This window comes from Lentzea sp. JNUCC 0626 (assembly GCF_043632865.1).
Lineage (GTDB): Bacteria > Actinomycetota > Actinomycetes > Mycobacteriales > Pseudonocardiaceae > Lentzea.
This window is the reverse complement of record NZ_CP171635.1, coordinates 7,216,072-7,235,556: the sequence shown is the minus strand read 5'-3', so window position 1 is coordinate 7,235,556 and position 19,485 is coordinate 7,216,072. Positions and strand designations below refer to the sequence as shown.

Annotated in this window: 21 protein-coding genes; 6 read left to right on the top strand and 15 right to left on the bottom strand. The window is 68.5% G+C overall.

The window, feature by feature from the left end; all coding sequences use genetic code 11:
- Positions 1-12: 12 nt before the first annotated feature.
- Positions 13-288, bottom strand: a complete 276-nt coding sequence (locus JNUCC0626_RS33210) for a hypothetical protein (RefSeq protein ID WP_229905106.1) — start codon at positions 286-288, stop codon at positions 13-15.
- 207 nt (positions 289-495) lie between these two features.
- Between JNUCC0626_RS33210 and JNUCC0626_RS33205 the strand changes: the two genes are divergently transcribed.
- Positions 496-1,878 carry a helix-turn-helix transcriptional regulator gene (locus JNUCC0626_RS33205; protein ID WP_355298057.1) on the top strand — a complete coding sequence of 461 codons (1,383 nt, stop codon included), beginning with the start codon at positions 496-498 and terminating at the stop codon, positions 1,876-1,878.
- Between the two features lie 154 nt (positions 1,879-2,032).
- Positions 2,033-2,314, top strand: a complete 282-nt coding sequence (locus JNUCC0626_RS33200; RefSeq protein WP_093596166.1) for a hypothetical protein — start codon at positions 2,033-2,035, stop codon at positions 2,312-2,314.
- 91 nt (positions 2,315-2,405) lie between these two features.
- On the opposite strand, the gene JNUCC0626_RS33195 is transcribed toward JNUCC0626_RS33200, so the two are convergent.
- Positions 2,406-3,110 carry an SDR family oxidoreductase gene (locus tag JNUCC0626_RS33195; RefSeq protein WP_394614702.1) on the bottom strand — a complete coding sequence of 235 codons (705 nt, stop codon included), beginning with the start codon at positions 3,108-3,110 and terminating at the stop codon, positions 2,406-2,408.
- An 87-nt stretch (positions 3,111-3,197) separates the two neighbouring features.
- On the opposite strand from JNUCC0626_RS33195, the gene JNUCC0626_RS33190 reads away from it, so the two are divergent.
- Positions 3,198-4,031 carry a LysR family transcriptional regulator gene (locus JNUCC0626_RS33190; protein WP_394614701.1) on the top strand — a complete coding sequence of 278 codons (834 nt, stop codon included), beginning with the start codon at positions 3,198-3,200 and terminating at the stop codon, positions 4,029-4,031.
- On the opposite strand, the gene JNUCC0626_RS33185 is transcribed toward JNUCC0626_RS33190, so the two are convergent.
- From JNUCC0626_RS33185 to JNUCC0626_RS33170, 4 genes are read right to left on the bottom strand one after another with little or no spacing between them, the layout of a single operon-like run.
- Positions 4,009-5,028 (bottom strand): copper resistance D family protein, encoded by a 1,020-nt coding sequence (locus tag JNUCC0626_RS33185; RefSeq protein ID WP_394614700.1) that lies wholly within the window; start codon positions 5,026-5,028, stop codon positions 4,009-4,011. The genes JNUCC0626_RS33190 and JNUCC0626_RS33185 overlap by 23 nt on opposite strands.
- Complete coding sequence (locus JNUCC0626_RS33180) at positions 5,025-5,549, bottom strand: copper resistance CopC family protein (protein WP_394614699.1); 525 nt, start codon at positions 5,547-5,549, stop codon at positions 5,025-5,027. The genes JNUCC0626_RS33185 and JNUCC0626_RS33180 overlap by 4 nt, the downstream gene beginning before the upstream one ends.
- A complete protein-coding gene (locus JNUCC0626_RS33175; protein WP_394614698.1) occupies positions 5,546-6,280 on the bottom strand; it encodes a YcnI family copper-binding membrane protein in 735 nt (244 codons plus the stop codon). Before JNUCC0626_RS33175 ends, JNUCC0626_RS33180 begins: the two co-directional genes overlap by 4 nt.
- 50 nt (positions 6,281-6,330) lie before the next feature.
- A complete protein-coding gene (locus JNUCC0626_RS33170) occupies positions 6,331-6,846 on the bottom strand; it encodes a hypothetical protein (RefSeq protein ID WP_394614697.1) in 516 nt (171 codons plus the stop codon).
- A gap of 59 nt (positions 6,847-6,905) precedes the next feature.
- Between JNUCC0626_RS33170 and JNUCC0626_RS33165 the strand changes: the two genes are divergently transcribed.
- A complete protein-coding gene (locus tag JNUCC0626_RS33165) occupies positions 6,906-8,555 on the top strand; it encodes a BCCT family transporter (protein ID WP_394614696.1) in 1,650 nt (549 codons plus the stop codon).
- On the opposite strand, the gene JNUCC0626_RS33160 is transcribed toward JNUCC0626_RS33165, so the two are convergent.
- Positions 8,533-8,967, bottom strand: a complete 435-nt coding sequence (locus JNUCC0626_RS33160) for a DUF6474 family protein (protein WP_394614695.1) — start codon at positions 8,965-8,967, stop codon at positions 8,533-8,535. The two genes, JNUCC0626_RS33165 and JNUCC0626_RS33160, sit on opposite strands and share 23 nt — an antisense overlap.
- 83 nt (positions 8,968-9,050) lie before the next feature.
- On the opposite strand from JNUCC0626_RS33160, the gene JNUCC0626_RS33155 reads away from it, so the two are divergent.
- Positions 9,051-10,697, top strand: a complete 1,647-nt coding sequence (locus JNUCC0626_RS33155; protein ID WP_394614694.1) for a TM0106 family RecB-like putative nuclease — start codon at positions 9,051-9,053, stop codon at positions 10,695-10,697.
- A 10-nt stretch (positions 10,698-10,707) separates the two neighbouring features.
- Here the strand turns inward: JNUCC0626_RS33155 and JNUCC0626_RS33150 are convergent, their stop codons facing one another.
- Positions 10,708-11,466, bottom strand: coding sequence for an SDR family NAD(P)-dependent oxidoreductase (locus JNUCC0626_RS33150; RefSeq protein ID WP_394614693.1), 759 nt, complete (start codon positions 11,464-11,466; stop codon positions 10,708-10,710).
- Between the two features lie 373 nt (positions 11,467-11,839).
- Here JNUCC0626_RS33150 and JNUCC0626_RS33145 point away from each other — a divergent pair, with 373 nt between their 5' ends.
- Positions 11,840-13,621 carry a gamma-glutamyltransferase family protein gene (locus tag JNUCC0626_RS33145; RefSeq protein WP_394614692.1) on the top strand — a complete coding sequence of 594 codons (1,782 nt, stop codon included), beginning with the start codon at positions 11,840-11,842 and terminating at the stop codon, positions 13,619-13,621.
- A 10-nt stretch (positions 13,622-13,631) separates the two neighbouring features.
- Here the strand turns inward: JNUCC0626_RS33145 and JNUCC0626_RS33140 are convergent, their stop codons facing one another.
- The 7 genes from JNUCC0626_RS33140 to JNUCC0626_RS33110 all read right to left on the bottom strand — a co-directional run bounded on the left by JNUCC0626_RS33140 (position 13,632) and on the right by JNUCC0626_RS33110 (position 19,457).
- Complete coding sequence (locus tag JNUCC0626_RS33140; RefSeq protein ID WP_394614691.1) at positions 13,632-13,853, bottom strand: hypothetical protein; 222 nt, start codon at positions 13,851-13,853, stop codon at positions 13,632-13,634.
- A gap of 89 nt (positions 13,854-13,942) precedes the next feature.
- On the bottom strand, positions 13,943-14,290 hold the full coding sequence (locus JNUCC0626_RS33135) for a hypothetical protein (RefSeq protein WP_394614690.1): 348 nt from the start codon (positions 14,288-14,290) through the stop codon (positions 13,943-13,945).
- A gap of 267 nt (positions 14,291-14,557) precedes the next feature.
- On the bottom strand, positions 14,558-14,932 hold the full coding sequence (locus JNUCC0626_RS33130; protein ID WP_189156589.1) for a hypothetical protein: 375 nt from the start codon (positions 14,930-14,932) through the stop codon (positions 14,558-14,560).
- A gap of 316 nt (positions 14,933-15,248) precedes the next feature.
- On the bottom strand, positions 15,249-16,571 hold the full coding sequence (locus JNUCC0626_RS33125) for an acyltransferase family protein (protein ID WP_394614689.1): 1,323 nt from the start codon (positions 16,569-16,571) through the stop codon (positions 15,249-15,251).
- 90 nt (positions 16,572-16,661) lie between these two features.
- Positions 16,662-17,765 (bottom strand): acyltransferase family protein, encoded by a 1,104-nt coding sequence (locus tag JNUCC0626_RS33120; RefSeq protein ID WP_394614688.1) that lies wholly within the window; start codon positions 17,763-17,765, stop codon positions 16,662-16,664.
- The gene (locus tag JNUCC0626_RS33115) at positions 17,762-18,808 is read right to left on the bottom strand and encodes a hypothetical protein (RefSeq protein ID WP_394614687.1); all 1,047 of its coding nucleotides are present in this window, start codon (positions 18,806-18,808) and stop codon (positions 17,762-17,764) included. The genes JNUCC0626_RS33120 and JNUCC0626_RS33115 overlap by 4 nt, the downstream gene beginning before the upstream one ends.
- Complete coding sequence (locus JNUCC0626_RS33110) at positions 18,801-19,457, bottom strand: hypothetical protein (RefSeq protein WP_394614686.1); 657 nt, start codon at positions 19,455-19,457, stop codon at positions 18,801-18,803. The genes JNUCC0626_RS33115 and JNUCC0626_RS33110 overlap by 8 nt, the downstream gene beginning before the upstream one ends.
- Between the last annotated feature and the right edge of the window lie 28 nt (positions 19,458-19,485).

Below are 19,485 nucleotides of genomic sequence, written 5' to 3'. Positions count from 1 at the left end.
GAAACGTCACCGTCACCTTTCCGCCTGGTCGGCGGCTTCGCGTAGCGCAGCCCTGAGCTGTACGAGCTGGTCGTGGGACAAGACTGCCGTCTCCCCGGGAGGTCCCACCAGAACCACTTGGCCCTGGACGACCTTCACGGTGAGCTGGCGGTCCCGGTCGACCACGTCGCCGCAGCTGATCTGCCACGTCCGACGCTGCCCGGTCGTGCCGCGCCATGTGGAGTCGGTGTCACCCGTCTCCACAATGGAGGTGGAGTACGAGGAGGAGCTGTCCATCTGATTGGTCATTCCTCTCCGTGCTCACTCGCTTACCGGAATCTAGATTGCGATGATTCATGCCGGAACGGGACGTCACAGCGCCCACCGGTGGAAGTCTTACGGTGAGCGGTAAGCGGTGTTCGGTAGAGCCGATCAGCTCCGCCGAAGAGGACTTCTCGGGCTCGGGGACCTGCCCCTAGTCTGCCGATGACGCCCAACGGACTGTGAGGGTGCGCGATGAACACCATGAGTTCCCAGGGCTCTCCTATCCCCACCGAGGTGTGGGACAACCAGGAGATGCGGGACGCACTTGCCCGACGAGAGATCAGCTCGGTCTACCGGCTGCTCCGAAGGCACGGTGTGTCCCAGCGCCAGATCGCGGCGCTCACTGGGCAGTCGCAGTCCGAGGTCTCGGAGATCCTCAAGGGACGCCAGGTGATGGCATATGACGTCCTGACCAGGATCGCCGTGGGCTTGGGTGTCCCACGTGGATACATGGGTCTCGCCTATGACGAGACAACGGCAGTACGGGTGGCCGCAACCGCGGACTCACCCCATCCTGAGGAGGACGAGTCGGTGAAGCGTCGGAAGTTCCTCGCGCACGCCGCCGCCGTGACAGTGGGCGCGGCCGTGTTCGGAGCGGACTCCGGGTCGTGGGTTTCACACCCCACACAGACTCCGGCTCCGGGACGCATCGGCATGACCGATGTGCGCCAGGTCGAAGCGGCCACTCGCGCGTTGCGTGCCCTGGACTACCAGTACGGCGGCGGTTCCTGTCGTGACGCGGTGGTCGCGCAGCTGTCCTGGGGACAGCAGATGCTCGGTGCGAGTTCGACCGACATCGTCCGCCAGCGACTCTTCGTCGCACTGGCGGACCTGCACAACCTCGCCGGCTGGACGTCGTTCGACACGGGCCTGATGGATTCCGCCCGCAACCACTTCGGTCAGGCGCTCGACCTCGCCAAGCAGGGCGAGAACGAGGCGCTGATGGCGAACATCCTGTACCGCATGGGCCGGGTGTACTTGCACCAGAACGCCCCTGACGACGCGCTCAAGGTGTTCCAGCTCGGCCAGTTGGCCGCGCAGAACTCCGGTTCCGAGCTCGCGGTGGGCATTCTCTGCGCGAACGAGGCCTGGGCCTACGCGAAGATGGGCTCCGACGAGCAGGCGCTGAAGCTGCTCGGCCGCGCACGCGACGAGTTCTCCCGCGCGAACGTCGTCGAGGCCCCCGCCTGGGCCAAGTTCTTCAACGAGATCGACCTCTCGTCGATGATCGGCACGGTGCACACGGAGCTCGCGCAGACGGTGGACGTCAAGTACACGAGGACCGCGATCCCCGCGCTGTCCAAGGCCATCAACAGCTTCGGTGACGACATGGCTCGCAGCCGGTCGTTCAACCTGACGTCGATGGCGATCAACCACCTGCTCGAGGGCGACGTCGACCACGGCGCCAAGATCGGCCGCCAGGCCGTTGACCTGTCGGAAAGCCTGAAGTCGGTGCGCACCAAGCAGCGCATGGAACCGCTTCGCCAGGAAGCCGACAAGCGCCGCAACAACCCCGAGGCCCGCGAGCTCGCGGACCGCGTCGCACGCTTCACGGGCACCGAATCGGCCGCCTGACCTGCGAACTCGTTTGGGCCCCATAGCACCACGATTGGATGGTGTGGGACACGAACCGGTAACGCCAGCGCCTTCTCCCACGAATGCAGCATCGACGGGCGAGAAATCCACGCCTAAGGTGCGGCAGGTCGGGGCGAAGGACGAGGTGCGGCGCGTGAGCCTTACTCGGAGGTGGCGTTCCAGGAGAGCGCTGCGATCCGCGCAGTTGCTCGACGAGGTGGTGGACACCCAGCTACCGCTGTTGGCGGGTTTTGACGAGGAGCGCCGGCGACGATCCGCCGACTACCTCGCCGAGCTCGTGGCGTTGGCTCAGGACTACCGCTACTACGCCAACGGCTGGATCGACAGTCGTGAGCTGGACCGTCGCGGTCAGCGGACGATGAACCGACTGGCCCGCATGCGCGAAGAATCTTCGGCTCGACTGATCACTGATTAGTCCGTTCGTGCGCAGCTCGTCGCGCCGATCGGACCACTCACCGAGTCCGGCCGATTCTGTGGATGTTTCACGTTGAACATCCCGACAGCCCTCACCAGGGCACAGGCCCGGCGTGGTCGAACAGACCGCCGGTCGGGCCGTCGTCAGGCAACTTCGCCAGCCTGATCGCGATCCTGGCGCCTTCCGCGGGTGTGTCCCTCCCCTGGAAACCGTTGAGGTCGGTCGCCACGTAACCGGGGCACGCGCCGTTGACCTTGATGTTCTCCAGTTCCTTGGCGTACTGGACGGTGATGGCGTTCAGGAACGTCTTCGACGGCGAGTAGGTCCCGCTGACCCCGCCCAGGTCCTGCGTGCTCTGCAACGTCAGTGACGCCACGTGGCTCGACAGGTTCACGATGCGCGGCCTCGGCGACCGGTTCAGCAGCGGCAGCATCGCGTTGGTGACCCGGACGACGCCGATCACGTTGGTCTCCACCACCGCCCTGATGCCTTCCGGCGTGGCGGTCGACGGCGCGTCCGGCCACCCTCCGGCGATCGCCGCGTTGTTCACCAGCACGTCGAGACGGCCGAACCGCTCCTCGACCAGCCTCGCCGCGGCGACGACGCTCTCGTCGTCGGTCACGTCCAGCGGCACGAAGAACGCGTCCACGCCCGCCGCCTGAAGCTTCGCGGTGGCTTCCTCGCCGCGCCGAGGGTCCCTCGCACCGACTCCGACGGTCATGCCGAGCCCTGCCGCGATCTCGTACCCGATGCCCTTGTTCGCGCCCGTGACCAGCGCGATCGTCTGTTCGCTCATGCATTTGATCGTGGTCGCGAACGCCTGCGGGACCAACATCACTTCGGTGCGGCAGCGATACCCGCGCGGTATGGATACCGTGGCGGGGTGGAGACCCGGGAGCTTCGGTACTTCGTCGCGGTCGCCGAGGAACTGCACTTCGGCCGTGCCGCCGACCGCCTCGGCATCGCCCAGCCGCCGTTGTCGCGGACGATCGCCCAGCTCGAACACCGGCTCGGCGTCGCGTTGCTGACCCGCACCAGTCGCAAGGTCTCGCTCACCGACGCGGGCGCCGTGCTGCTGGCTGAGGGGAGGGCGATCCTCGGCGCTGTCACCGCGGCGGAGAGGCGCACCCGCACCGTCGAACGGCCGTCGCTGGTGCTGGCCGCCAAGGCAGGTGGTTCCGGCGAACTGCTGGCCAAGCTGCTCGACGCCTACGCGGCCGAACCCGGTGCGGTCGCCGTCGACCTGCTGCTGTGCGAGGCGCACACCTGGCAACCGCTGCTCGACGGACGGGCCGACGTCGCGATCCTGCACGAGCCGTTCGACTCGACGGCCGGCCTCGACGTCGAGGCCCTGCACAGCGAGAGCCAGTACGCGATCCTGCCGGCCTCGCACCCGCTGGCCGTGGAGGTGCGGGTGCGGATGGCCGACCTGCCGGACCTCGCCCGCTGGCCGGAACCCGACGGCAGCTACGAGGACGGTCCCGGCGTGGAGGTGCACAACCTGACGCAGCTGTTCCAGATGATCGCGCTCGGACGTGCCGCCGCGGTCATGCCCGAAGTCGTGCGCGCGGGGTTGCCCGAAGGCCTGGTCGCGGTGCCGGTCGTGGACGCACCCAAGGTCACGACGGTGATCGCGTGGCCGCCGCACAGCAGGTCACGGGCCGTCGCGGACCTGGTCAGGGTGGCGACGGGCGTCAGCTCACCGGCGCCCGGCTGAGCACCACGGCGAGTCCGAACGCGACACCCATGATCGTCACCTCGAGGATCGCCCACTGCACGATCGCGGTGACCTTGTGCTGGGCGATCTTCGGCAGCAGCCGCCACCGGACGTGCGCGCCGAGCAGTGCGATCAGGCCCGCGCACACGAACTTGCCGAGGAACAACAGGCCGTAGCCGGTGGTGAAGAGCGACTGCGGGAACGGCACGACGGGGTTGAGGATCAGCTCCAGCAACCCGTTGAACAGGCCGGTCACCGCGACGACGACCAGGCTGACCGTGGCGATCTTCGAGAACCGCGGCAGCGCGATCGCCAGCAGTCCCTTGCGGTAGGCGACCAACGCCATCAACGCACCGAGCCCGCCGGTCCACGCGGCCGCGCCCAGCACGTGCAGCTCCATGGAGACCATCGAGTAGTCGTGGTACTTCCAGTTGGAGGCGTGCCCGGTCACCGGGATCGGCAGCAGTCCGAACATCGAGACGAGAATCCGCAGCTCAGCGGGTACGGACTCACCGCTGCGCACGGCCATCACGCCGACGATCAGGTAGACGAACGCGCAGGCCGCGCTGAACAGCAGGCCCTTGCCCGCGCCGACGTTCGCGATGTAGTCGATCGCGTTGCCGATGCTGACGTTGCTGCCGGGCCGCAGTTCGGCGGCCTGGAGCACGATCGCGGTGAGCGCCGCAGCCACCCAGACGGCGGCGGCGATGACCGCGGCGGGGCGGGCCAGCCGCATGACCGGTTCGGTGTGCGTCGGCCGGTCGAAGCCGAGCAGCTTCGGCAGGATCGAGAGCCCGACGACGATCGTCGCCGAGACGTCGAGCAGGACTCGCGTGACGGGGAGCCCGTACCGGACCGCCGCCCCAGCGTCCACGACCCCGGCGACCACGACAGGTGGTGCCAGCACGAGGCCGAGCGCGATGCCACCGAACGCGCCGAACAGCAGTCCGGCGAGCACTCGGTAGTGGGTGGGGGCGGCGGTCCGGACGTCGCTCATGCCTTCGCGTCCCCGCCGCCGCGCAGGGCGAAGAACACACCGCCGCCCAGCAGCACGACCGCGCCGACGATCCACACCCAGATGGGCAGGCCGCCGCCGGAGTCGCTGGGTGCCTCGGCGCTCACCGGCGCGGTGGGCGTGCCGGTGCCGTCCTTGGTCAGCGTGAACGTCAGCTCACCCGACACGGGGTGGCCGTCCGCCGACAGGATGCGGTAGCCGATCTTGTACTCGCCGGCCTTGCCGAGGGCGTTGACCCTGGCGGAGACGGCGGTGTCCTTGATCGTCGGGTCACCGTCGACCTCGTAGTGGCCGCCGGTGGAGTCGACCACGGTGATCTCGTTGATCCCCTGGCCGCCCTGCACGTCCTGGTCGAACGTCAGCGTGACCATCTCCGGACCGACCTCCAGCGAGGTCTTGTCCTTCGGGTCGCTGCCGATGAGCGCGTTGTGCGCCGCCGCGGGGGCGGCCGTGGCGAGCACGGCCGCACCAGCGAACAGGAACGCGATCAGAGCGCGCTTCATGCCTTGCGCCGCGAACGCAGGATGGCGCCGACGCCGAAGCCCAGGCCGAGCGCGCCGATGGCGAGACCGGCACCGCCGAGGTAGCGGGCGGTGTTGTCGGTGCCCGCCGCGGACGCCTCGTGCGTGTCGGTACCGGTGGACGAGGCGTTGGACGCGCCGTGGCCGTGGTCGTCGGCGCCTGCGGCCTTGGGGGCGAGCTTCAGCGCGGGCGCCGGGTGCTCCGGCTCCTTGCCGTCCGCGCCGGTGGCCTGCGCCCAGTCGACGACCTCGCCGTTCTCGTAGGTCTGCTTCGTCGGGAGCTCCAGCTTGTCCTTGCCCTCCGGCAGCGTGCCGATGGCGACGAAGAACTCCTGGTACTCGTTGACGTTGATCTTCACGCCGGGCTCTGCGGTCCAGGTGATGGTCTTGAACGCCTCGGTGATCTCCTTGCCGGCGACCGTCACGGGCTTGTCGAGCTTGCCCTTGACGACCTCGGCCTTCCACCCGGCGAGCGGCTTGGTGCGCACCGAGGTGAGCGGCGTGTCCTGCGGCAGCGTCACCTCGATCTTGGTGGTGCCGGCGTTGTCCCGCTCGTTCGGGACGCGGAACGCGAACGTGGCCCGGCCGCCCTGGGTGAACTCGGCGGGCTGGGCGCTGACGTGCGCCGAGGCGATGGTCGGGATGCCGAGCACGGCGAGTCCGGCAACGGCGAGAACGGCGAGCGTGCGCACGCCAAAGCGATTTGTCGACATGAAGTTGTGGCTCCTGATGCCAAAGGGGGCTTGCAAGGGGATACGGATGATCAGGAGCCGATGGGTGGGCCGCGCCGCCGATTTGCCCGCACGAGGTCCAGGTGGTGCGCGGTCCGGACGTACGGCGTGCCGGTGAACGTCCGCGCCGGCACGGTGACCGGCAGCGGCGCGAGCCTGCGGGGGATCAGGCGGCGGACCGCGGCGAACAGCCTGAACAGGGCGTTCTCCGCGTGGAACAGCAGAATGCCGGTGAGCGTCGCGGCGACGAGGTGCGCCACGACCATCTGCCACGTCAGCGTGTTCGTGTGCTCGTGGTTGACCCAGGTCAGCAGCAGGTGCTGGGCGAGCTGGGCCGTGCCGAGCCCGGCGATGACCGAGAGCTTCCCGGTGCGCTTGTCGGCGAGTGACGCCGCGGCGAACGCGATCAGCACCACCAGCGGCAGCGCGTGGATGAACTCCGACAGCTCGCCGCCGCCCACGCCGTGAGCGGTGATCGTGAGCGCGGCAGAGGTCAGCGCAAGTGCGGCACCGCGCAGGGTGCGCAACTCACTCGACCGGGTGCTCACAGGACTTGAGGGTAATCGGAGGAGTTTGACCGGGTCTACGAGCGGGTATTCACGCCCGCATGACCGTTCAATGCGACAAGCCGGGACGTACCGACCGGGTTGTTTTCGGCGTTGCCGCAGGTCTCACGCTTGCGTTCGTGACCTGGGGGATCGTCGGTACAGACTCGTTGGCGTCGGCTTCGAAGGCCGCGCTCGGCTGGATCATCCAGCATCTGGGTTGGGCTTTTGTGCTCTCCGCCACTGGTTTCGTGGTGTTCGCGCTGTGGCTCGCCTTCAGCCGTTACGGGAAGATCCCGCTCGGGCAGGACGACGAGAAACCCGAGTTCAAGACCGTGTCCTGGGTCGCGATGATGTTCAGCGCCGGCATGGGCATCGGCCTGATGTTCTACGGCGTCAACGAGCCGCTGACGCACTTCGTGAAGCCGCCGCCCGGCACCGACGGTGACCCGCTGGAAACGGCGATGGCCACCACGCTCTTCCACTGGACGCTCCACCCGTGGGCCATCTACGCCATCGTCGGCATCGCGATCGCCTACTCGAGCTTCCGCCGCGGCCGTTCGTCGCTGATCAGCTCGGCGTTCGCGCCGCTGCTCGGCAAGCGCGCCGCCTCAGGCTGGGGTCGCGCCATCGACGTCATGGCGATCTTCGCGACCCTCTTCGGCTCGGCCGCCTCCCTCGGTCTCGGCGCCCTGCAGATCGGGAGCGGGCTGGAGGCGGCCGGGTGGGCCGGGCAGGTCGGCAAGGGCGTGCTGGTCGCGATCATCGCGATCCTGACCGTCGCGTTCGTCGCGTCCGCCGTCTCGGGTGTCTCCAAGGGCATCCAGTGGCTGTCGAACATCAACATGGTGCTGGCCGTGACGCTCGCGCTGTTCCTGTTCGTGGTCGGCCCGACGATCTTCATCCTGAACCTGCTGCCCACCGCTCTGGGCGACTACTTCCGCGAGCTCGCCACGATGGCCGGCCGCACCGCCGCGTCCGGTGGCGACGCGACCGAGACGTGGCTGTCCGGCTGGACGATCTTCTACTGGGCCTGGTGGATCTCGTGGACGCCGTTCGTCGGCATGTTCATCGCCCGCATCTCACGCGGCCGCACGATCAAGCAGTTCGTCGCCGGCGTGATCCTGGTGCCGTCCGCCGTCTCGCTGGTGTGGTTCGCGATCCTCGGCGGCACGGCGATCTTCGAGCAGCGCAACGGCGTTGATCTCGCCGGTCAGTCGACGCCGGAGTCGCAGCTCTTCTCGCTGCTGGACCAGTTCCCGCTCGCCGCCGTCGCCGGCGTCGTCGTGATGATCCTGGTCGCGATCTTCTTCGTGTCCGGCGCGGACGCGGCGTCGATCGTGATGGGAACGCTCTCGCAGGAGGGCACCATCAAGCCGACCAGGCCCGTGGTGATCTTCTGGGGCGTGACGACCGGTGCCGTCGCCGCGGTCATGTTGTTGGTAGGCGGCTCTGATGCGCTGACAGGGTTGCAGAACCTGACGATCATCGCGGCGCTGCCGTTCATGGTCGTGATGGTCGGTCTCTGCGTTTCCTTGGCCAAGGACCTGCGGTCGGACCCGATGATCCGGCGCGAGGAACGCGTGGCCGAGGTGATGGAGGAGGTCACCGCGCACCTCGACCCCGGTCAGGTGGTCGAGGAGGCGGCGGTCAAAGCCGTGGCCGAGGTGACCGGCAAGGTGCCGAACGTCAGCGAACGTTCAAACGCCTGAGCAGTTCCTGCTCCAACACGTCCAGATCAGTCCCGACGGCCCGGTGGGCTGCTTTGCGCCGGGCCGTCGGCATGCGTTCGGAAGCACGAACCGCCGCGAGCAACTGGGACAGCCGCGCCTCGGTCTTCGAAACCCAATCGGAATCTGCGGTCCGCAATGTCTCCAACGACTCCGAAAAGCCGACAATTCGCGCGTGCAGGCGAGCGCCGTAGCCCGAGTACCTGCCGATGTCGGCGACGTCGATGCCGAGCCGGCGGGCGCGATAGCGGTCGTACTGCTCGCTCAAAACCCCAGCTCCGCGCACGATCACCGGGGCCAGCACCGGAATGAGGGCGGGGCCGACCACCTTCGCGATGCCGACCAGGTTCTTCGCTCGGCCGGGCGTGAAGCCGGACTTCGCTTTGCGCGCCATTCGGGTACTCCTCCTCCGTCACGTGAAACTTACTGCCCAGGTTGCTGACACATCAGGTAGGCGCGCGACATACCCTGCATCCTGTGACTTCCCAGGTGCAGCTAGACGCCGGCGTGGTCACTCGTTGTCGGCGGCGGGTGCACCTCGAAAACGATCCGGAGATGCGCGACGCTCCCAAGGCGGCGCCGGATCCGGCTTCGGAGCAACGGAAAGCGGACGCGACGAACCACCGTCGTGCGGTGGCGGACGCGCTCGGCAGAATTGTCGGCTCGAATCTCTTCGAGGTGCCGAGCGGACCGGACGTGCGCACGGCCGACCGCGAACGGGTGACGCTCGCGGCGATGGAGATGGGCACGCCGTACATCTGGGGTGCCGCGCTGCCCCGTGATCCGCGCGGTGGCCGGCGGGGCGGAATCGACCTGCTGGTCAAGGACTCCACGGGGTACGTGCCGGTGCTGGTCGTCCGGCACAAGATCACCGACCCCGGTCAGGGCGCGAAGACCTCGCCGTTGAGCATCCCGTTGCCCGACGGCAGCCGCACGGACCCGCACCGCAAGGTCCGCCCCCAGCCCCGCGACCAGCTCCGGCTGGCCCACGCGCAACGGCAGCTCCAGGCCGCCGGGTACGCGCGCAACGGCAGGGCCACCGGCGGCGTGATCGGCATGGACGCCGACGTGGTGCTGTGGCACGACCTGGAGGCGCCGACCTGGCCGGGCGGCCGCAACGCGCTGGCCGAGTACGACGCGCGGTTCAGCGACCGGCTCTCGGTGGCGCTGGCGGCGGCGAACCAGAAGGAACCGCTGGCGCGGCCGTCGCGGATCGTCGACTGCAAGACCTGCCCGTGGTGGCCCACCTGCGACAGCGATCTCAAGCAGGGCCGCGACGTCAGCCTCGTCGTGCGCGGCGAGGACGCGGTGGCGTTGCGGAAGATCGGTCTGTCCACTGTGGACAAGCTGGCCGAGCTCGACCCCGCGGCCGAGGGCCCGATCCAGCTCGTCGGCATGCCGTTCGGCGACGCCGTGGTGCTCGCGCGGGCGTGGCTGCGCGACCTCACGCTGGTGCGCCGAGTGCCCGAGATGAACGTGCCGCGCGCGGACGTCGAGGTCGACGTCGACATGGAGAGCTTCGGCGACCTCGGCGCGTACATGTGGGGCTGTCTGCTGTCCGGAAAGGACATCGACGAACCGCAGGGCTACCGCGCGTTCGTCACGTGGGACGCGCTGCCGTGCGACGACGAGGCCCGTTCGTTCGCCGAGTTCTGGACCTGGCTGACCGGGATTCGCCTGCGCGCCAAGGCGCGCGGGCTCTCGTTCCGCGCCTACTGCTACAACGAGCTGGCGGAGAACCGCTGGCTGCTGGCGTCGGCGGAACGGTTCGCGGGCAAGCCCGGCATCCCGAAGGTCGCGCAGATCAAGGAGTTCATCGAGTCGGACGCCTGGGTCGACCTGTTCGGCATCGTTCGCGAGCAGTTCCTGTGCGCGCACGGCAAGGGCCTGAAGGTCATCGCGCCGGTCGCCGGGTTCTCGTGGCGCGACCCCGAGGCCGGTGGCGAGAACTCGATGCGCTGGTACCGGGCCGCGGTGGGGCTGAACGAGGGCGACGAGCTCGACGTGGCTCAGCGGCAGCGGTTGCTGGAGTACAACGAGGACGACGTCCTGGCCACCCACCGCCTGCGCGAGTGGATGACCTCGGACGCCATGCAACGCCTGCCTTTTGCGGGAGATCTCTAGCTGGGAGCTGCTAGCGGGGAGCCATGCGGAGGGCGCCGTCCATGCGGATGACCTCCGCGTTCAGGTAGTCGTGCTCGATGATCGAGAGCGCGAGCTGCGCGTACTCCGACGGCTGCGCGAGGCGCTTCGGGAACGGGATGCCGGCGGCGAGGCCCGCGCGGAACTCGTCGGAGACCGTGGCGAGCATCGGGGTGTCGACGATGCCGGGCGCGATCGTCAGGACGCGGATGCCCACGTTCGACAGGTCGCGGGCGGCCGGGAGGGTCATGCCGACGACGCCGCCCTTCGAGGAGGCGTAGGCGACCTGGCCGATCTGGCCGTCGAACGCGGCGATGGACGCGGTGTTGATGATGACGCCGCGCGCGCCGTGCTCGAGCTCCTCGGTCTTGCCCATGGCCGCGGCGGCCAGGCGCAGCACGTTGAACGTGCCGATGAGGTTGACCTCGATGATCTTGCGGTAGAGGTCGAGGTCGTGCGGGCCGGTCTTGCCGACGGTGCGCGACGACGGGCCGATGCCCGCGCAGTTGACCGTGATGCGCAGCGGCGCACCGGAACCCGCGGCGGTGTCGACGGCGGCCTGGACCTCTTCGCCCGAGGTCACGTCGGCGGCCAGGTAGGTGACGTTCTCGATCGCGTCGGCCTGCTCGATGGCGTTCGGCAGGTCGAGGGCGAACACCTGCGCTCCCCGCGCTGCCAGCGCACGGGCGGTGGCGCCGCCGAGACCGGACGCGCCACCGGTGACGATGGCCGCGGTACCCGAGATCTCCATGCCTTCATCCTCCTCGAAGCGAAGTGCTCGCGAGGAGGTTAACGGTCGTTACCTCGACATCAACGGTCGGACCAGTGGAGCAGCGCCACCAACGGCACCGCTGCCACGAACGCGAGGCCGATGAAGATCGTCGCGACAGTCAGGATTCCCATGTCTAGAAGTGTGCAGTTTGATCTTGGTTGAAACATCGGCCGCGCCGGTAGACCTCTGGTAGGAGATCTGCGACGGTCGGCTACGACCAAAGTTGTACGAGGTCAGGGTCTGCGGCCATTCGGGATCCTTGATCCGCCGGACGGGCGACTGCTCCATTCGGGGGTGGGGTGTGCGTCACTCGGAGTCACGCAAGATAGTTAGCGTCGCATACCTTTATGGGGTGTTCACCACGCGCCCCGAACTCGTCGGCACCTTCGGCATGGTCGCTTCGACCCATTGGCTGGCCTCCGCGTCGGCCATGGCGATCCTGGAGGACGGCGGCAACGCCTTCGACGCCGCTGTCACCGCCGGATTCGTGTTGCAGGTGGTGGAACCGCACCTCAACGGCCCCGGCGGCGAGGTGCCGATCCTCTTCTCGGCGGCCGGAGCGGCCCCGCAGGTGCTGTGCGGCCAGGGCGTCGCGCCGGCCGGAGCGTCCATCGAGCACTACACCGACCTCGGGCTCGACCTCGTGCCCGGCAGCGGTCTGCTGGCCGCGACGGTGCCCGGCGCGTGGGACGGCTGGCTCACCCTTCTGCGTGACCACGGCACCAAGTCGCTGCGCGACGTGCTCGATCGGGCAATCGGCTACGCCCGCGAGGGCTTTCCTCTCGTCGAACGCGCGGTGCACACGATCTCGATGGTCTCCGACCTCTTCCGCGACCACTGGCCCACCTCGGCCGCGCAGTGGATGCCGGACGGCGTCCTGCCCGCGCCCGGCGGGAAGTTCCGCAACCCCAAGCTCGCCGACACCTGGGAGTGGCTGCTCGCCGCCGCCGAGGCCGCCGGTTCCGACCGCGAGGCGCAGATCGAGGCCGCGCGCCGGGCGTGGTCGCAGGGGTTCGTGGCCGCGCAGATCGACGAGTTCTGCCGTTCCGAGTTCCGCGACGACTCCGGCCGCGACCACGCGGGCGTGCTGACCGGTGCCGACATGGCGTCCTGGGAGGCGTCCTACGAGGACGCCGTCGTGGCGGACTTCGGCGAGTGGTCGCTCGTGAAGGCCGGCGCCTGGACGCAGGGACCCGTGCTGGCACAACAGCTCCGGCTGCTGGAGGGCTACGACCTGTCCTACGTGGACGGAAAGCCGACCGCGGAGACGCTGCACCTCGCCGTCGAGGCGGCCAAGCTCGCGTTCGCCGACCGCGAGGCCTGGTACGGCGACACGTCAGACGTTCCGCTGGAGACGCTGCTGTCGCGCGAGTACGCCACCGAGCGTCGTGCGCTGATCGGCGACGCCGCCTCGTTCGAACTCCGCCCCGGCTCGCCCGACGGCCGCAACCCGTTGCTGCCCAGGCACATCACCAGCGGACCGTCCCACCAGGTCTCCGACCCGACCGGTGCGATCGGGGAGCCCACGGTGGAACGCTCCGGCGTGACGCGCGGCGACACGGTGCACGTGGACGTCGTGGACCGCTGGGGCAACATGGTCTCGGCGACCCCGTCCGGCGGCTGGTTGCAGTCCTCGCCGACGATCCCGTCGCTCGGCTTCTGCCTGGGCAGCCGCGCCCAGATGTTCTGGCTGGACGAGGATCTGCCGAACTCGCTCGCTCCCGGCAAGCGGCCGCGGATCACGCTGTCGCCGTCGATGGCCCTGCGCGACGGCCGTCCCGCGCTGGCGTTCGGCACGCCCGGCGGTGACCAGCAGGACCAGTGGCAGCTCGGCTTCTGGCTCGCGCACCGGGCGGGGCTGAACCTGCAGGAGGCGATCGATTCGCCGATGTGGCACTCGAACGCGTTCCCGAGCTCGTTCTACCCGAGGGCCTGGACCCCGGGGGAGCTGGTCATCGAGTCCCGCGTCGGTGCCGACGTGCTGGCCGAGCTGCGCTCACGGGGCCACGAGGTCGTGGACGCGGGGGAGTGGACGCTCGGCCGGATGTCCGCCGTGGCAAGGGATGCCGCAGACGGACTCCTGCGCGCCGGTGCGAATCCACGCGGCGCGCAGGGGTACGCAGCCGGTCGCTAGCGGCCTGCCGTCAGGGCTGGCTGTCGACGACCTTGGCACCGTCGTGGACCATCTCCACGTTCGCGCCACCGAAGTTGTGCAGCGTGGACACCCCGGCGCTGTCACCGAGCTCGCTGACCTTGCCGATCGGGTCGACGTCCGGCAGCTGCGGCGCGGCGTGCGCGGTACCGGCCAGCGCGGCGAACGCGCCTGCGGCGATACCGGCGGAAGCGACGATCTTCTTGATGCCCACGGCGTTGCGCTCCTGAAGAAAGTGGAACGGCGCCCGATTCGAGGGGGAGGGAATCGGGCGCCGCCCCGGCCAGGGAAGAACTGGTCGGATCAGATGTCGAGGTGCGCGAAGCCGTGCGGGTTGCCCTGCGGCTCGTTGAGGCCGAGCAGCGTCGCGGCCGGCAGACCGGTGGCACCGGCGTCGACGTTCTCGACGAGCGCGTCGAGGTTCGCCTCTTCGGCGTTGATGGCCTGGATCTTGCCGGCGGCGTCGGCGGTGTCGACGGACGCGAGGTTGCCGACCTGGGCGACGTCGCCCAGCTGACCACCGAGGTCGGGCTGCGTGTTGGCGGTGACGTCCGCGTGGTCGGCGGCGTGCGCGGTCCCACCCAGGCCGAGCATGAGCGCGGTGCTGCCGAGGGCGACAGCGGCCCCCGCGACGGTCTTCCTGAGGTTCATGGGCGCGAACGTTTCGTGTCCGGGCCCTCTACATCAAGCTGCGTAACTCAGGAGAGGGAAGTTCTTCATCCTTTGGCATGACGCCCAGGCTGTAACGCGGTCCACCGCGGACTCGGGAGTCGAGCTACCGACCGTCACGATTCTGGTCGTATTGGACACGGGCGCGGGGCCGAACGAAACGTGGCTTCGAGGTCGCCGCGCCCGAAAAGCGCAGAGTGAATCGGCGCCACAAAGCGCGGCGACTTCGAAAAGGACTGACGAGCCGGACTAGGCGATGGCGCCGGGCGGCAACTTCAGCTTGAACGGCAGCGTCGTCACGACGGCGAGATCCGATGCCGTCGCCTTCATCAACGTGGGGGCGTTGCGCGAGCCGGGCTCAGGCAGGTCCAGCAGCCTGTCCACGGCCTCGACCAACGGGCCCTCGTAGATCCACACGGCCTGGGCCGGACGAGCGGAGTCGCGAACTGCGGGAAGTCGTCCCGCGCGCGCCTCGGTCTCCGACCAGAACAGGATCGAGTCGATGAAGCCTCTGCGCTGCTTGAACGCCATGATTCGGTCGAGCTGCCCGGCGTCGTCCCTCAAGTGCAGGAACTGAAAACCGCTCTCGCGCAGCTCGATGACCTTGTTCAGTGCGTGGTCCATGGCGCACCTACCCCTGTGAGGTCCCCTTCGGGTGACTGATCAGTCATACGACCCGAAAGGATCGTACGGTAAGTCAACGTTCCGCCGTAAGACGTACTCCGAACGAGTATCTCAATTGGTGGACGTTTGTGGCGCAGGGTAATCGTTGGCCTTCTTGGAAGAGGAAACGGCCAGGAGGACCGCTACGGTTCGCACCAAGAACGCCAAACCGCCCAATGTGACTAATGTCACGGTGATCAACATGTGTCGCCTCCGAGTGGCTCCTACACCCGTAGTAGACGTGTAGCACTCGCTCGGGGTTGCAGGTGGGACCGACTCACTGCACGGGGCGATTTGTCGGCCGGCGGTCGCGCCGCTGCCCTTCCTGCTCCTGCTTCGCGAGCAACGACGCCACCGAGATCGCCTTCGTGGCGCTGTCCTCCAGGCGTCGCCTGCGGCGTTCGTCCGGGTCGTCGGTCGGGAACTCCGGCACGCGCGGCAGGAGCGTCGTCTGCTCCTCCGCGGACTCCACAGGCTCGGCGGCCTTGCGCAGGCGCGGGATCTCCACGGTCACCTCGGCCGTGACGACCTGAGGCGACGACGGGGTGTCGGCGGGCCGCTTGCGCCGCGACAGCTTGCGGGCGAGCACGTGGCTCGGCTTCTCGACCAGCCGGTAGCTCACCTCGACGACGAGGGCCAGGCCGACCATCGCCAGCACCATCGCGAGCCACAGCGGCAGCGTCGGGCGCATCAGGCTCAGCAGCCCGAACGCCACCAGGCCGTGCAGCAGGTAGATCGAGTAGCTGCGCTCGGACAGCGCGATCCAGACCTTGCGCTCGCGCAGCCGGGGCTCGGCGAACAGCCCCACGAAGAAGAACAGCACCGCGACCATCAACGCCAGCGGGTACGAGCTGTCGAGCCGGCCGAGCTTGAGGTGCTCGCCCAGCACGTACAACGACCACGCGACACCGAAGAACGCCCCACCCGCCCACAACGGGATGCGTTTGGTCGTCGTCGCCCAGATGATCTGCCCGAGGATCGGTATCGGCAGGTACGAGACGTTCACCGCGAACAACGCCCACGACGGTCCGAACTCGCGGCGCGACATCAGCACGACGAACACGAACACCAGCATGACCGAGATGACCAGCCACACGTGCTGACGCAGCAACGGCAGCAGCAACACCAGCAGGACGTAGAAGATGACCTCGACGACCAGCGTCCAGGCCACGCCGACCAGCACGACCTGCGGCACGATCAGGTAGTTGATCACCAGCGAGTTGGTGATGATGGTCCACAGCGAGATGTCGTGGTTCTTGCCGACGACGACGGAGTGCGCGTCGGCCCCCAGCGTCATCACCAGCGCCGTCAGCAGCACGACGAACGTCATCGGGATGTAGACGCGCACGAACCGGTTCACGGCGAACCGCCACTGGCCCTGCTTCATCGCGATCGGCGTCACGACGAACCCGCTGACCAGGAAGAAGAACGGCACGGCGATCTGCCCGATGCCCTGCAGGCCCATGTGCATCGGGTCGGACGTGAGCGCGTCCACGAAGGAGAAGACCGGCGCGTCGTCGCCCTCGACCTTGGCGACCCACTGCTCGGAGAGGTGGCTGTAGACGACCAGCAACGCGGCTACAGCCCGGCCGATGTCCACGAACGCGACTCTGGTCTTCTGCCCAACATCTGCGGCGGGGTGTTGCACACCAGGCGTAACGAGTGGCGCACCTGGCGGATACGGTTCAGATCAGCGTTTGGTCCGCTTCTCCCAGCGCCGAACGGCGTTGTGCGCAGGCATTTCGACCAGTCTGTGCAGGATCTCGGCCACCAGAGCGGTCAGCGCGAGCCCCATCACGGCGACGAGGTTCGGGTCGAGAACACCCATCAGAGTGTCGAACAGCGGGTACATGCAACTGAGGTGCACGAGGTAGATGGCGTACGTGCGCTTGGACCAGCCGCGCACGAACGCCGACCGCGTCACCGGGCCGGACGCGGACACCAGCACGATCGTCAGCAGCACCGCGATGAACAACGTCCGCGGCACCGAGTCGCCCTGCGAGGTGTAGCCGCCGACCTTGTCCGCCCAGGTGAACAGCACGAAGTGGACGGCCCCGATGGCCGTGCCCGCGAGCGGGTGCACCTTCTTCGAGTGCACGAGCGAGATCAGCTGACCGATCACCAGCACCGGCAGGTACGCGCCGAACTGCCCGATCTGGTGCGCGGTGTTCGTCCCGAACCCGTCGGTGATCAGCAGCGTGATGAAGCACAACGGCGCGGCGGCCAGCGGCGGGATCCACGGCATCCGGCGCAGCAACGGGATCGTCGCCGCCACGTACGCGTAGAAGACGATCTGGATGGTCAACGTCCACGTCACCGCGACCAGCGCGACCGGCGGGTCCTGGAAGTAGTTCACCAGGAACATGCCGCTGATCATGTCGCCGAACGTCAGATCGCCTTCCTTGGCCGACGACACCTGGTAGCCCAGGTTGATCAGGAGCCAGACCAGCGGCGTGACGACCCACAGCAGCGGCATCAGCCGGACGACGCGGCGCCGCAGGAACTGCAGCGGCTTCTCGCGGTCGGCCACGTGCGTCACGACGACACCGCTGACCACCAGGAACAGCGCGACACCCATGAACGACAGCCGCGGGTTCAGGTGCAACGTGCCGACGACGTCGCGCTCGACCCAGTGCGCCAGCCAGAAGTCCTTGTCCCGCAAGGTGAACCAGGCGGTCAGGTGGGTCAGCACCACGCAGACCGACGCGATGACGCGCAGCAGGTCGAGGCCGTGCATGTACCCGGTCGCGGGCCGGGCCGCCGGCACGACGGGCCTGGTCAAAGTATCGGTCACGACAACCGCCCCACGGCGCGATGCACGCCTTCAGCGCAGAGACCGGCCACGGCGAACGCGATCGGGATCGCCAGCACCAGCGGCATCCAGCCGCGCTGGAGTCCGAGCACGGCGTAGCCGACCACCAGGATCGAGAAGAACAACGGCAGCGCGCGGCTCGCGAGCCACCGCACCGGGGCCACGCCGGCGACGGAAGCGCCGCGGGGCAGTGCGATGAGCAGCAACAACACCGCGTAGGCACCGCTCAGCGGGTGCCACCAGCCGTCCAGTTCGGGGAACAGCCGGTCGTGCACCACGAGCAGCACCAGGCCCGCGAACCCGAACCCGACGCCGAACCGCGCGTTCAGCGCACTGGTCTGGAACATCCAGGCCAGCTGACCGATCAGCAGCAACGGCAGGTAGCCCGCGATCAGCCCGAGCGCGTGCAGGAACGACGACGCGTCGGCCTCGTTCGCCCAGCCGCCCAGCAGGATCACCCCGCCGACGACCTCCAACTGCACGACGGCCGCGATCACCGGATACCGCAGCAACGGCCGTATGGCGAACAGCAGCAGCACGAACAACAACGCGGCCGTGACCGGCGCGTCCAGCCCGAGCAGCGACGGCTGCCCGAACAACCGGGGCACCAGCAGGAGGTTCGCGAGCACCGCCCAGAACGACAGCGAGGGCTCGGCGGGTTCCGTCAACGGCGTGGCGCCCACCAGCACCAGCAGCGTGCTCACCAGCACCGCGCCGACCACGACCGGCAGCACCGTCCGCACCAGCAACATCAGCAGCTGCCGCGACGACAACCGCGCCGCCGCCTCCGAGACCACGTACCCGGCCACGAGCAGCAGCACCGCGACGCCGAGGAACCCGAAGTCCTCACCGATGCCGGTCGGCTGGTTCACCCAGGCCCGGATGACCACCAGCAGGTCGGGCGACTCGGCGTATCGGCTCGGCCAGAGCCCGAAGAGGTAGCTGTAGCCGACGAGGAAGACCCCCGCCGCCGCGAGCACGGTCAGGCCGGGCACGCTCCTCGTCCGCACCATCTGATCAACCATCGGCGGGCAACACCTTCAGCTGCCGCTCGAGCAGGGCACCGAAGCGGTCGCGCACGTCCTCGGCGGTGTTGGCGTGCAGTTCGAGGCGCACCACCAGGTTGCCGTGGACGTAGTGCACGCGGACGACCGGCTTGCGTTCCGGATCGGAGGTCCCGTTCACCGGGAACACCTCGGCCTGCCGCTGCACGGACGTCGGCACCGGATAACGCCGTTCGAAGCCCGCCTCGAACTGGTAGGCGTCGAGCGCATTGGCGGCCGCGATCGCGGCATTTCGGTCACGCAGTTGCACAACCGCGGCGATGACCTTGCCCTCGGGACGGCGCGACGAGACGGCCACGCGGGCCGCTCCGGCACCGCCCGCCTCGTAGGTCTCGATCTCCACCGGGCTGAGGAACTGCATGTTCTCGATCTCCGGCCAGCTGCGCACGAACGCGTAGCTCTCCAGGCCCGACTCGAAGTCGGCCACGGCCAGCGGATCCGCCGCCCTGCGGCCTTCCTCGCCGGTCGGCTCCAGATTGCGCGCGCTGGCAGGGAGTGGCTGTCCACCCCAGATCAGCCAACCCCCGAACGCGACACCCGCCAACGCGACGACGACCGCGAGCGCACTCAGCAGCCGGGCAGGCCGGACGTTGCGACGACCGTCCTCCACGCGGTCAATCCTTCCCCCAGAAGACGAC

What these genes read in the sequence shown, in the direction of transcription:
- JNUCC0626_RS33180 (WP_394614699.1), bottom strand. Translation starts at nt 5,549, where the DNA reads ATGAAGCGCGCTCTGATCGCGTTCCTGTTCGCTGGTGCGGCCGTGCTC.
- JNUCC0626_RS33165 (WP_394614696.1), top strand. Translation starts at nt 6,906, where the DNA reads ATGACCGTTCAATGCGACAAGCCGGGACGTACCGACCGGGTTGTTTTC.
- JNUCC0626_RS33175 (WP_394614698.1), bottom strand. Translation starts at nt 6,280, where the DNA reads ATGTCGACAAATCGCTTTGGCGTGCGCACGCTCGCCGTTCTCGCCGTT.
- JNUCC0626_RS33185 (WP_394614700.1), bottom strand. Translation starts at nt 5,028, where the DNA reads ATGAGCGACGTCCGGACCGCCGCCCCCACCCACTACCGAGTGCTCGCC.
- JNUCC0626_RS33160 (WP_394614695.1), bottom strand. Translation starts at nt 8,967, where the DNA reads ATGGCGCGCAAAGCGAAGTCCGGCTTCACGCCCGGCCGAGCGAAGAAC.
- JNUCC0626_RS33135 (WP_394614690.1), bottom strand. Translation starts at nt 14,290, where the DNA reads ATGAACCTCAGGAAGACCGTCGCGGGGGCCGCTGTCGCCCTCGGCAGC.
- JNUCC0626_RS33195 (WP_394614702.1), bottom strand. Translation starts at nt 3,110, where the DNA reads ATGAGCGAACAGACGATCGCGCTGGTCACGGGCGCGAACAAGGGCATC.
- JNUCC0626_RS33115 (WP_394614687.1), bottom strand. Translation starts at nt 18,808, where the DNA reads ATGGTTGATCAGATGGTGCGGACGAGGAGCGTGCCCGGCCTGACCGTG.
- JNUCC0626_RS33205 (WP_355298057.1), top strand. Translation starts at nt 496, where the DNA reads ATGAACACCATGAGTTCCCAGGGCTCTCCTATCCCCACCGAGGTGTGG.
- JNUCC0626_RS33130 (WP_189156589.1), bottom strand. Translation starts at nt 14,932, where the DNA reads ATGGACCACGCACTGAACAAGGTCATCGAGCTGCGCGAGAGCGGTTTT.
- JNUCC0626_RS33210 (WP_229905106.1), bottom strand. Translation starts at nt 288, where the DNA reads ATGACCAATCAGATGGACAGCTCCTCCTCGTACTCCACCTCCATTGTG.
- JNUCC0626_RS33150 (WP_394614693.1), bottom strand. Translation starts at nt 11,466, where the DNA reads ATGGAGATCTCGGGTACCGCGGCCATCGTCACCGGTGGCGCGTCCGGT.